Source organism: Solitalea longa, from assembly GCF_002920915.1.
Classification (GTDB): Bacteria; Bacteroidota; Bacteroidia; order Sphingobacteriales; family Sphingobacteriaceae; genus Solitalea; species Solitalea longa.
The window spans coordinates 171,310-183,585 of the sequence record NZ_PQVF01000003.1 but is presented as its reverse complement, the minus strand read 5'-3'; the positions used below and the strand labels follow the sequence as shown (position 1 = coordinate 183,585).

Sequence of the window (12,276 nt, the reverse complement as noted above, 5' to 3'; positions counted from 1 at the left end):
CTTGTTAAAGGCAAAAGCCCGTCATTAAAAAAATGACCGGTATTTTGCATATATCCTGGACAGTGGGCAAAACACTAAATAAATCACATTATACTTCATTTTCCGATTTGAATACTTCATCATCATTGGGATTAAATGGCCCCCCAAATTACATTCGGCTCTTAAAAATTGTCAGGCAAGCTTGATCTGTGTCTTTACTGTATTCACTGAAACATTCAGCTGATCAGCTATTTCGGCGTATTTCAACCCCTCGATATTGCTCATTAAGAATATTTTTCGGCGCTTTTCGGGAAGTTTATCAATAGCAGCTAACAGCTTTACTACACCTGCTCTTTTGGGTCAAGGGCGGCCTGCTCAAGAAAAGGATCAAAAGAAAAGGAATCTTCCGGTAACTGATCCTGGTATTTATTAAGGGTTTCTTTGGTTTTGAGGTAGTTTAAACTCTGATTTTTTACCGCCTTGTATTCATAAGCAAATGCGCATCGATTTTGCTGGTATCAGGTAAATTCCAAAGCTTAAAAAAAACTTCTAAACAATGTCTTTTTGTCACATCTTCATCTTTCACAAACGAGAACGAAAACTGACTAAGCCGTTTAAAATGCTGATGAAATAATGTTTTAAAATTATCTTCAAATAAAGACATGGTACTTTGGAATGGAAATCAGGATGAAAGCGCTAAAACTAAATATTCGGTTAAAAAAGAAAAAAATTCAAACAGTGCATTCTTTCGAAAAATAAGATGAGGTAAAAAGCAATAGCCATGAAATGCATTCATGGCTATGATCTATTTGTTGTAACTATGATTATCAGGAAACCTAATCTATTTTTTAGCCGGAGGCAGCAATACTTTGTTGATTACGTGTATGATACCATTTGAAGTGGAAATTGTTGCCAATATTTCGGCATCATTCACCATGATCTTATCTCCATGCTTGCTAATTTTCACTTTTTGTCCATTTACCTGTTCAAACTCCTGTCCATCCTGCAATATGGTAGTACCTAAAGAACCAACATAAGTATGATACTCAAGAATATTACTTAAATCGCTTTTCTTTTCAGGTTTCAACAATTCGTCAACTGTACCTTTAGGCAAAGCATCAAACGCTGCATTTACAGGTGCAAAAACGGTAAATGGACCAGCATTGCTTAAAGCATCCACCAATCCGGCTGCTTTAACTGCTGCCACCAGCGTAGTGTGATCTTTGCTTTTTACAGCCGTTTGTACAATGTTAGGTCGAGAGGTTTCATCCACTACTCCCGACTGCCCAACTGATTCGGTTGGAGCTGTACTTTCAGTGCTATTTCCTGCTTGTTTTTGGGGAGCATCACAGGCAATCATGCCTGCAGCAATGGTAATTAATAAGAAAGTTTTTTTCATTGTGAAATTAGTTTTCACCAAAACTATCTTAATAGTTACTAACGATTTATGATGAAAATCATGTTTTCAGGAATTGAAGCATGGAATATTTTAGCAAAAATTTAAGGTTGGTAATAAATAAACTCTTAGTTACAAATAAACCTTCCTTTTCAATATTCGTTACCCGGATTTTTAAACAGTACGGATTAAATTTGATCACAGGCCACAGTAAACTTCCTTCATTTGTAAGATTAAGAGACCTACAGCATAACTGAAGGAATACTAATAGAATAGTTAAAATGAAGTTCAACACCATTGTATAATCCGCCAATAACTCCCAATGTTATGAAGGCATTTTTTCCCGGTTTGCTGGTTTCAATTCTTCCAAAGTATTAAACTATAAATCCTATAGACTATGTAGTTTATGTAAATTATTTTCTTATGTTTGTTAGTACAGTAACTAATGTAGAACATATTTAAACTCACCATGAGAAGAAAAAACATTTACTTAAGCGCATTGAGCCTATTGCTTGCCTGGCAATCACAGGCTCAAACTAATCCGGAATTTAAAGGAAAGGTAGGCAAAACCTTGTCTGAATCGACCGAAAGCTGGCCGCAAACAGCCAAGGCTCCCAAGGGTGCTCCAAATGTGATTTGGATCTTACTTGATGATGTTGGCTATGGTGCCAGCTCATCATTTGGAGGCTTGGTCAATACACCAACTATTGATAGCCTTGCAAACAATGGCTTACGATATACCAATTTTCACACAACCGCTATCTGCGCTCCTACCCGCGCCTCTTTATTGACCGGTCGCAATCAACATGCTGCACACATGGGCGGATTTGCTCATCAAATTCTTTCAGCAGGATTTCCGGGTTGGGATGGCAGAATTCCTTCAAGTACAGGAACTGTTGCTGAAGTACTGAAAGAAAACGGCTATAACACATTTGCCGTAGGTAAATATGGTTTAACCCCTGATGAGGAAAACAACAGCGCCGGTCCCTATGATCATTGGCCAAGCGCTAAAGGTTTTGAGCATTTTTATGGTTTCCTTGGATCGCAAACCGACCAATATAAGCCCGACTTAGCCGAAGATAACGCCAAAATCACTCCAGATGGAAGACATTTAAATGAGCTCATTACCGACAAAGCTTTATTCTATCTTCAACGGCAACAAGCTGCTGCACCTGATAAACCGTTCTTCCTGTATTATGCACCGGGAGCAACACATGCCCCTCACCAAGTGTCGAAAGAATGGAGCGATTTATACAAAGGCAAATTTGATGAAGGATGGGACATTTACAGAGAACGGGTATTTGCCAATCAAAAGAAACTTGGTGTAATTCCACAAAATGCCGTATTGCCCGAACGCAACCCGAATATTAAGGCTTGGAACACCCTATCGGCTGATGAAAAGAAACTATATACCCGTTTTATGGAGGTTTATGCAGGATATTTCACTTACACCGATCATGAGATCAAACGTTTAGTAGATTACCTTAAAGCTTCGAAACAATTAGAAAACACAGTAATTGTTTTAATTTTGGGTGATAACGGAGCCAGTAAAGAGGGCACGCTTAATGGTGATGTTGACCGTCAGTTGTTTGCAAAACCATATACAGAAGCTGAAAACATTAGATACAACCTCGCCAAAATTGACGATATAGGATTGCCTGCTGGAACTGAGGCTAATTATCCACTTGGATGGGCGCAGGCAGCGAACACGCCTTTTAAATATTGGAAACAAGATGCGCACAGCGAAGGCGGGACCCATAATCCTTTAATTGTGTTTTATCCAAATGGAATCAAAGAAAAAGGTGGAATCCGCAATCAATATTCACATGTAAGCGATATTTTGCCAACCACTCTTGATATTACAGGAATTAAAGCACCTTCAGAAATCAAAGGAATCAAACAAGAACCAATTACCGGCTCATCACTGTATGAATCATTTGACAATGCTAAAGCAATTTCGAAGCATACCACACAATACTATTATATTTTTGGTTCTATAGGTATGTATAAAGATGGCTGGAAAGCGGCCTATGCCTTTAAACCATCTATAACCAATGGTTTATTGAATGACTTTAGTGTGGCTGATAAAACCAATAATACCTGGCAGCTTTATAATCTAAATGAGGACTTTAACGAACGCATTGACCTTGCTAAAAAGTACCCTCAAAAACTAGAAGAGCTTAAAGCTTTGTTTGATCAGCAAGCTGTAAAATACAACATCTACCCTTTGATAAATTGGGATGATGTGTCTAACAGAATATTAAAAGCTTACAGTCAATCACAACAACAAACTGAAACTGCTCCTAAAAAGTAACACTTAGGCTGCGCTCAGCGTGACAACTTAACGTTCCTTTTGAACACCAAACGCCTTGCTGGTTTGCAAGGCGTTTGGTGTTTTAAAGGGCTAGGATCTTTTGATTTTCAATACAGAATCTATTGATTTATTGAAAACGAAATTCTCATTTTGTAAGACTTTCGAGAACAGGAGCATTGGGTATTATTTTTCTCCTTCCAATTTCAAAGGAGTATCGGAACCATTACCCACATTGGTAACTTGAGTTATAAAAACCTTTTCCTTTTTAAAGACAACAGTGTAGGTGTAATTAAAAGGAGTTTCATAAGCATAGGTTTTTATTTCCAACGTATCTGGCGCTGTCCATGCATAAGAGGACTCCATTGGGAGGCTGTCTCCTTTTGCAAAAGAATTATACCCCAACGAAAGAGTTGAGGATTTGTCACCTTTGAAAATAGTTACAGATGGTGTTTTTGATTTTAGGTTAAACCTGATACTGGTAATATGCTCACCATTTGGAGCCATCGTATATGGTTTTTCAGAAACTGATTTGCTTATTGGTGAACTGGCTTCGCCTTTTACTTCCGAAAGTGACAATTTACTCAGTTTCGACTGCAAAGCAGTTTGAGTCTCTTTATTCTCGGGTAAACTCGATTCTTTCAAAGCAGGTAAGAGATGCTCCCAAACGAGATTCATAATAGCACCCATGTCTTTTGTACCCGAAGTTATGGCAAGCACGGCATCTTGCTCCGGGAAAACAATGCAATATTGTCCAAAAGCACCATCTCCGCGGTACAAATTATGTCGACAGCGCCAAAACTGGTAGCCATAGCCCTGATCCCAATCACTGTTAGGATTGCTGCCGTTAGAGGCCTGAAATGAAGTAGCTTCGGCAACCCATGTTGTAGGAATGAGTTGTTTTCCATTCCACATTCCTTTTTGCAAATACAGCTGTCCAAAATTGGCAATGTCTTGAGTGCGCACTTTTAATCCCCAACCGCCAATATCAATTCCATCAGGTGATTTCTCCCAGGTAGGATGCTCAATGCCCAATGGAGCAAACAAGCGAGGAGTCAAATATTCCAACAAGGTTTTACCCGAAACTTTTTGAATAATGGCAGATAGCATGAACGTTCCGGCACTGTTATACACAAAGTGAGTTCCCGGTTTAAATTCTACAGGAAGTGATAAAAAACCACGAACCCAACTCAATGTATCTTTAAACATACGGTCTGTCGCGTCCTCTTTATGCCCTGTACTCATCTTTAACAAATCGCGAATCCTCATTTCCTTTAAATTGTTTGAGGGATCTTTTGGGGTTTCATTAGGAAAAAATGAAATAATCGGATCGTTAATGTTTAATAATCCTTCAGACTGAGCAATGCCTATAGCTGTAGAAGTAAAACTTTTACTTAATGAAAATAGCATGTGCGGACTTTCCGGATTGTACGGATTCCACCATCCTTGTGCAGCCACTTTTCCGTGACGAATCAGCATAAAGCTATGCAGCTCATTTGGTCGCTGTTTCTCAACTGCTTCAACAAAATTTAAAATGGCTTGTGATGAAATGCCCACCGACTCAGGGCTTGCTAATGGCAGGTTTTGAGCATAACCCGATGTGATAATGATTTGTAAAAAGAAGAGAATAAAAAATCGTTTCATGTAGATCGTTATGGTTGTTTAGCGAAACTACAAATATTCTTAATTGTTAGGGAAGTTTTGAATCGAAGACGGTAAACAAAATTTCGATTTCCTTGCAAAGGCGAAGGAGGAACCCTATTTAGCTAACAATTGACTGATTCCAATTTAGACCTATTAGCCAATTGATATTATTAGGTAGATGAGTCCACCATTTCAACAAACATCCATTTACCATTACGTTTTTCAAAGTAACAATCAATGAAAATACCGTTCTCTACTCCTCTGTATTCAATCACCGCTTTATTTCCTTTAATCCGAATATGTTGCCTGTAACTGTCGTACTGTTTATTGGCACTTGATTCATCATAAGTAAAATCCATTTTTTGATACTCAGCCCGACTAATCTTCTTTTCTATTAAATCAAATTGTTGATCTGGATCAGCTGATCGCTCTCTGAACGGAAAAACAACTCTACTAACCTGAAATACTGAATCCTGATTAAAGTATTTTAAAAAGAGTTTGAAATCGGAGTCGACTTCTTTGGGAATCGAAGTTTGAGTAAAGTTGCCACCATTTTTATTAGAATTAAAGTAATTACAGCTAACCAATAAAATAGAAAACAAGGTAAGGATCAGGCATTTTTTCATATCCAAAGATATTATGTAGATAAAAATTACAAAAAGTCTGATAAAAAATAATAAAACAGCAGACCTTAATTAACAAGACTGATATAGAGCAGAAAGATTATTGTACCTATGAAAATATACTTTCTTATCCCATTGTACCTGTCTTAACTTCTCCGGCCCGTTTGTAATTGGCCATGATAACACCGCTTGATGTGACAATACTTTCTGTTAATGTAAATGCTGCGGGGATTGCGCTACCGTTAAAAAGCTTTTTCCCTTTACCAAGTGTCAAGGGATAGATCATGAGCCAGAGTTCTTCAACCAGGTCATGCTTAAGGAGTAGTTGAATGAGTACACTGCTCCCCCAAACATGGATATCAGCATCACCTGAGCTTTTGAGTTTTTCAATATCTGACAAACTGTGGAGAAAAACAGAGTTGTTCCAATCGGATGTTTTTCTGGTTGTTGACAACACATACTTTGTGACCTCATTGATACCAGGCCAACCATTAGCATGCTGCGGCCAATAGCCTTCCCAAATATCAAACGTTTTCCTGCCCAAAAGAAGATCCGCAGGTTTCAGTAGTTTTTCCATCGCCTTATCGGCATCTTGGTCGTAATAAGGTGCAACCCAACCACCATATTCAAAACTAGCTGAAGGATCTTCTTCAGGACCTCCGGGTGCTTGCATTACACCATCTAAGGTAATCATTGACAAAACTGTTATTTTTCTCATAGTAGTTTACCTCCTCAATTATAAATTTCGCTATTTAAGTTTGTTTTATGGAAGGTGAATGCGACAATCATAGGGGTCTTTTCTAATTCTTATTTACCTGTTCAACAAAAAAGAGACTGCCCTCTTCGAGCAGCCCCCACAACCAATTTAATCAACCAATTCCCACTGCTGTAGTAATTGGGGTATCTATCTAGTTCTACTATTTCAGTGAAAAACCAGCTTCTTTCACATCTCTGGAGTGTGTCCCAACAAAAACTTTAAATTCGCCAGGCTCCGAAACATATTGCAAGGCAGCATTATAAAACCGAAGATCTTGTTCAGTAATGGTAAACTCAACGGTTTTGCTTTCTCCCTTTTTCAGACTTATTTGTTGAAATCCTTTTAATTTCTTTGAAACCGGAGCAATAGATGCTACCAAATCCTGAATGTATAGCTGGACGGTTTCGACCCCATCATAATTACCGGTATTCTTTACATCTACTTTCACCTTTATTGATTCCCCCTTTCTGATGCTTGTTTTGTCAATTTTGAGATCTCCGTAACTAAACGTTGTATAGCTCAACCCATATCCAAATGGATATAAAGGTGAATTATCCGACAGATCTAAATATTTAGAGGTGAACCGATTATTAACATCATATGGGCGACCGGTGATTTTATGATTATAATAAATAGGAACCTGGCCAACATTACGAGGGAAAGTAGCAGTAAGCCTTCCCGATGGATTATAATCCCCAAACAACACGTCGGCAATGGCATTACCCGCCTCATGCCCTCCAAACCAAACATCCAAAATGGCATCTACGTTTTCATTCTCCCAACTCAAACTTAACGGACGACCATTGAACAACACCAGCACCACCGGTTTGCCGGTTTTTACCAATGCTGCTAAAAGTTCCCGCTGACTTTCAGGAATATCAATTGAAGTGCGGCTGGCGGCTTCACCGCTCATATCGGCGGCTTCACCAACGGCGGCCACAATTACATCCGCCTGTTTAGCAATAGACAATGCCTCTTCGAGCATTTGCTGAGGCGAACGCTTATCGATCTCAATTTCAACACCGAAAGTATTTACACGATGTGCAAATCCTGTATCGTTGCTAATATTAGCACCTTTGGCATATAACACTTTGGCCTTATCTCCAACTACATTTTTCAAGCCCTCAACAACTGTAACAGAGGTTTGCCAGTCGCCCGAAACAGCCCAAGTACCCAACATGTTTCGTTTACTATCAGCTAAAGGACCAATTAAAGCAATGGTTCCTGTCTTTTTCAAAGGCAACACCTGATTTTTATTTTTCAGGAGTACAAATGATTTAATGGCGGCTTCACAGGCGAAGTTTCTTAACTGGGGATTTAAAACTTCTTTTACGGAGCGCTGCTCGTCGATAAATTTATAAGGATCGGTAAATAGCCCCAGTTTATACTTAGCTTCCAAAATACGGCGGCACGAAAGGTTAATATCCGCTACAGAAACCTTACCTTCATTAACCGATTTTTTCAAAGTGGTAAGAAAACCCTCTCCCACCATATCCATATCCATTCCAGCTTTTACCGCCAATGCCGATACTTCCTGCAAGTTTCCCATGCCATGCGCAATCATTTCGTTAACCGAAGTATAATCAGAAGTTACCATTCCTTTAAAGCCCCATTGCTTGCGCAAGACATCGGTTAAAAGCCATTTATTACCAGTTGCAGGCACTCCATCCACCTCATTGAACGAAGACATTACTGAACCCACTCCTGCTTCCACTGCAGCTTTGTAAGGAGGAAAATAGAACTCATACATTTTCTGGTGACTCATATCTACGGCATTGTAATCGCGGCCTGCTTCAGCAGCTCCATACAAGGCAAAATGCTTTACGCAAGCCATCAGTTTATCATTACCGGCATAGGTATTATCGCCCTGGTAACCTTTTACCATCGCTTTTGCAATTAATGAACCCAGGTAAGGATCTTCGCCCGAACTTTCGGCTATACGTCCCCAACGAGGATCGCGGGCAATATCAACCATGGGAGAAAACACCCAGTTCAAACCATCGGCCGACGCCTCCCTGCCTGCTATTTGTGCGCTTCTTTCTATCAAATCCAAATTCCAGGAAGCTGACAATCCCAAAGGAATAGGGAAAGTGGTTTTATATCCGTGGATAACATCAGAGCCAAACAGCATCGGTATTTTTAACCGTGATTTATTCACCGCCAGTTCCTGTGCCTTGCGAATTTTCTCGGTTCCGATAATACCAAACATGCCGCCGACATTACCTTTCACAATATTATCTTCAACGCCCTGGCTTACTACTGCTCCGGTTAAAATTCCTCCTCCGGGTGTCACCAAATTAAGCTGGCCTATTTTTTCGTCTAATGTCATTTTCGACATAAGGCTGGTGATAAAAGCATCCATGCTTTTTGTTTTATCCTGCGAAGGTTTTTGCTGCGCATGGGCAACAAAAAAACAGCAGGTAAAACCAATCAATAACCCAATCGTTTTTTTCATATGTTTTTAATCCTTTAGGTAAACTATTTAACCTCCATTACCGGTGTTCTTGCCGACACACCGTTTTCGTTGATCGCCTCAATTGTGAAATAATAAGGAAGATCCTTGTCCATCCCTTTGAAATAATACTCACTGGCACTATGCACCATAATACAGTTGTACAGTTTATCAGGGGCTGTTCCTACATAAATATTATAGGCATAGGCATTTTCAACCAGCTGCCATTTAAGCCATGCGCTACGCTTATCCTTTTCGGTTCTAAGCACGATAAAGCCCTTAACAGGATTGGGTTTAACGCCATTTCCATTGCCAAAAACCCGCAAACCGCTAATGGCAAACTTGCCTGTTGGCATGTGTATATTTTCTAGTTTAATAAAGCGTGTTTGCACAGGCTTTTCCAGCTCCACATATTCATGAGGCACATCTGTTTTGTTGGCGCTTTTATCAACTAAAAGACTCCAGCTTTTTCCATCGTTCGATTGATAGATCTTATATTGATGATAGGTCCCTTGTTTTTTACCCAGGAATGATGAATCAACATCCTGATCGCCATAGTTAATTTGAATGGCTCTTACCGTTGAAACCTCGCCTAAATCGGATTGAATCCATTCACCCTTGTTGGCGGTTTTGGCACTCCAGTAGGTTTTCAGATTTTCATCAACCGCATAATTGGCTGAATAAGCAGCCAGTGAAGAAGAAACCACCACCGGTTTATTATAATTAAGCAGCATCCAGCCGGTAAAACTACTTTTCAGATGATCGGCTTTTGCTGTTGGCAAATAAGTTGGATAATCGCCGAATGCGGCATCCATGTACATAACATCATCCTTATCAAAACCGGCAGGCCAAATGCCAATTCGGCGTTCGAAATTATTTTTAACAGAAAGCACAATGGTCGACACGTGCCAGTAGTTATCCCAAGCATCCTGAAAGGTTGCTCCATGTCCGGCTCCTCTTGCAAAACCGCCTGGTTTATAGCTAAATGGCATAGGCTGAGGCGTAAAAGGCCCTAAAGGACCGGTTCCTACCACTACCCCATCGGCATAACCGCTAAATTCAGTTCCGGGTGCTCCATATTGCAGGTAGTATTTACCATTGTGCTTGGTCATCCAGGCTCCTTCAATAAACGGATCTAAAAAGGTGTCATCGAGGTACTCTCCGAAACGCTGCCAGCCATATTTCCAGGGTTCGAGCAGGTACATTTCCTTACGGGTTCCAATAGGCTGAAAAGTCTTTCTGTTTAACTCAATACCATACAATGGATAACGATTACTGCTGCCATTATACATGTACAGCTTCTGGTCTTCATCGATAAAGAAACCGGGATCCCAGCCGCCAATTTCAAAATTGTGCACCGCTTCTTTCCAATCATTGGCTTTAGGATTGGTGCTCATCCAAATTGGAAAATTGGAAGTATAAGTTGATCCGAAAACCAGCAAAGTATCTCCCTGCACCCAAACTGCCGGGGCGCACAGATCATCATATACTTTATGCTCAGGGCGAAGGAATGATTTAGAGATAAATTTCCAGTTTAGCATATCACTACTCCACCAATAGCCCCATTGATTAGTAGAAAACAGGTAGTAATCACCTTTGTACCGTACTATAACCGGATCAGCAGTTGCCCTATGACGGCCCGCTTCGGCAAAGTTTGGAATGGGCGTATAACCGTAATCAATGTTTAGTGGATTACAATAGGTTTTTTGCTTTTGCTGAGCCACTGAAATACCTGCTACCTGCATCAACAGCCACAATATCAGGTATGTCTTTAGGTTCTTCATATTTAGTTTAGTTGGTTGGTTTTAATGCAGGACTTTCAAAGCCCAGTTTTTTAAGTCCACGTTGTACTTCAGGACAGCTCATGAACAGTTTCCAGAGTAAACCGGTACGATGATTTTCAATCATCACTACTATTGGCCCTTCATCTATTGCCAGGTAGGACTTGGCATACCAGTTTTCGGTTTCGTTAAATGCGTCGACAAAGCCATAATCACCCCAAATTTTATCGCCTAAATCATAATAAAAATGCTTGAGTGCTTTCATTGAATATTCGGGCGTATAAGGAAAGGATGACAATGCCCCTGTAGGTGTAATTACGCCCAGATCTTCGGTGGGCGATTGAGCACCATACCCTAAATGATTATCGCTGGCGGTTAAGCCCCAACAGTTTTCACCATAGCCTTTAAATTTCTTCGGATTAGCAAGGCAATAGGCACGATTGATCAACGTATGATTCTTATTCTGTTCCCAGTAATCAGCGTATTTATCTTTTAAACCACGAGGATCGAGCCCAAGAAACGAGTAGTGCGCAAAGAATAATGGACCACCATAGTCGAAACCTAAAGGAAGTTTAATATTGTAGAAAGTTTTACCGTTTTTGAAAAAATTACTTTGAGCAAAGCCCTGATGATAAACCGCCGCCGAAACCGGATAACGATCGGCCGAAGCTGCCAGCACATAGGTGATCAGTGTTTCATTGTATCCTCTTAACGGAAAGTTCATGGCCCAACCATTATTTGGGCTCCAGTGCCAGTACAACACTTCTTCGCCTCCTCGGGTAAACCAGTCCCACTCAATCTCGTTCCAAAGCCAGTTTATTCGGTTCCGTAACTCAGATTCCACCTTGTCTTTACCATTAAAATACTGACGTACACAAAGCAAACCTTGAAACAAAAAGGAAGTTTCCACTAAATCACCTCCGTCGTCTTTACGGCCAAAAGGAATAACCTTACCTGTTTCGCCATTCATCCAATGCGGAAAAACTCCATGAAATGAATTGGCCTTTGCCAAAAACTTCAGCATTTTCAGCATATGCCTTGCAGCGGTATCACGAGCGATCCATCCTCTTTCAGTAGCCACAATGAGAGCCATCACTCCAAAACCAGTGCCTCCGGTAGTGACAACTTCGGCTCCATAATCAAACGAGGTATTGCTCCGCTCTCGAGCCATGCCGCTCACCGGATGAGCAAAATCCCAAAAGTATTTGAAGGTTTGTTGCTGAACTTTATCCAACAGCTGATCGTCGGTTAGTTGAGTACTTTTCGACTGACTTTTTTGTGCCTGAGCGGTTGAAAAAGAAAACAGGATCAATATTATGAGTAGCTTTTTCAA

Annotated in this window: 9 protein-coding genes; 1 reads left to right on the top strand and 8 read right to left on the bottom strand. The window is 40.3% G+C overall.

Annotated features, from left to right (window positions below; translation table 11 throughout):
* Window positions 1-171 precede the first annotated feature (171 nt).
* Together C3K47_RS19785 and C3K47_RS05115 are read right to left on the bottom strand one after the other, a co-directional pair.
* Complete coding sequence (locus C3K47_RS19785; RefSeq protein WP_103788042.1) at window positions 172-315, bottom strand: sigma factor-like helix-turn-helix DNA-binding protein; 144 nt, start codon at window positions 313-315, stop codon at window positions 172-174.
* A 505-nt stretch (window positions 316-820) separates the two neighbouring features.
* Window positions 821-1,378: a fasciclin domain-containing protein gene (locus C3K47_RS05115; protein WP_103788040.1), complete on the bottom strand. Its 558-nt coding sequence runs from the start codon at window positions 1,376-1,378 to the stop codon at window positions 821-823.
* Between the two features lie 466 nt (window positions 1,379-1,844).
* On the opposite strand from C3K47_RS05115, the gene C3K47_RS05110 reads away from it, so the two are divergent.
* The gene (locus C3K47_RS05110; RefSeq protein ID WP_103788039.1) at window positions 1,845-3,689 is read left to right on the top strand and encodes an arylsulfatase; all 1,845 of its coding nucleotides are present in this window, start codon (window positions 1,845-1,847) and stop codon (window positions 3,687-3,689) included.
* A 183-nt stretch (window positions 3,690-3,872) separates the two neighbouring features.
* Here C3K47_RS05110 and C3K47_RS05105 read toward each other — a convergent pair whose 3' ends face one another.
* The 6 genes from C3K47_RS05105 to C3K47_RS05080 form a co-directional block, all read right to left on the bottom strand.
* On the bottom strand, window positions 3,873-5,330 hold the full coding sequence (locus C3K47_RS05105) for a serine hydrolase domain-containing protein (RefSeq protein ID WP_103788038.1): 1,458 nt from the start codon (window positions 5,328-5,330) through the stop codon (window positions 3,873-3,875).
* 170 nt (window positions 5,331-5,500) lie between these two features.
* Complete coding sequence (locus tag C3K47_RS05100; RefSeq protein WP_103788037.1) at window positions 5,501-5,956, bottom strand: DUF4348 domain-containing protein; 456 nt, start codon at window positions 5,954-5,956, stop codon at window positions 5,501-5,503.
* A 124-nt stretch (window positions 5,957-6,080) separates the two neighbouring features.
* The gene (locus C3K47_RS05095; RefSeq protein ID WP_103788036.1) at window positions 6,081-6,671 is read right to left on the bottom strand and encodes a dihydrofolate reductase family protein; all 591 of its coding nucleotides are present in this window, start codon (window positions 6,669-6,671) and stop codon (window positions 6,081-6,083) included.
* 199 nt (window positions 6,672-6,870) lie between these two features.
* Entirely contained in the window at window positions 6,871-9,165 is a 2,295-nt protein-coding gene (bglX, locus tag C3K47_RS05090; RefSeq protein WP_103788035.1) for a beta-glucosidase BglX, read from the bottom strand.
* A 23-nt stretch (window positions 9,166-9,188) separates the two neighbouring features.
* On the bottom strand, window positions 9,189-10,946 hold the full coding sequence (locus tag C3K47_RS05085; RefSeq protein ID WP_103788034.1) for a family 43 glycosylhydrolase: 1,758 nt from the start codon (window positions 10,944-10,946) through the stop codon (window positions 9,189-9,191).
* A 7-nt stretch (window positions 10,947-10,953) separates the two neighbouring features.
* Complete coding sequence (locus C3K47_RS05080; protein ID WP_114324628.1) at window positions 10,954-12,276, bottom strand: glucoamylase family protein; 1,323 nt, start codon at window positions 12,274-12,276, stop codon at window positions 10,954-10,956.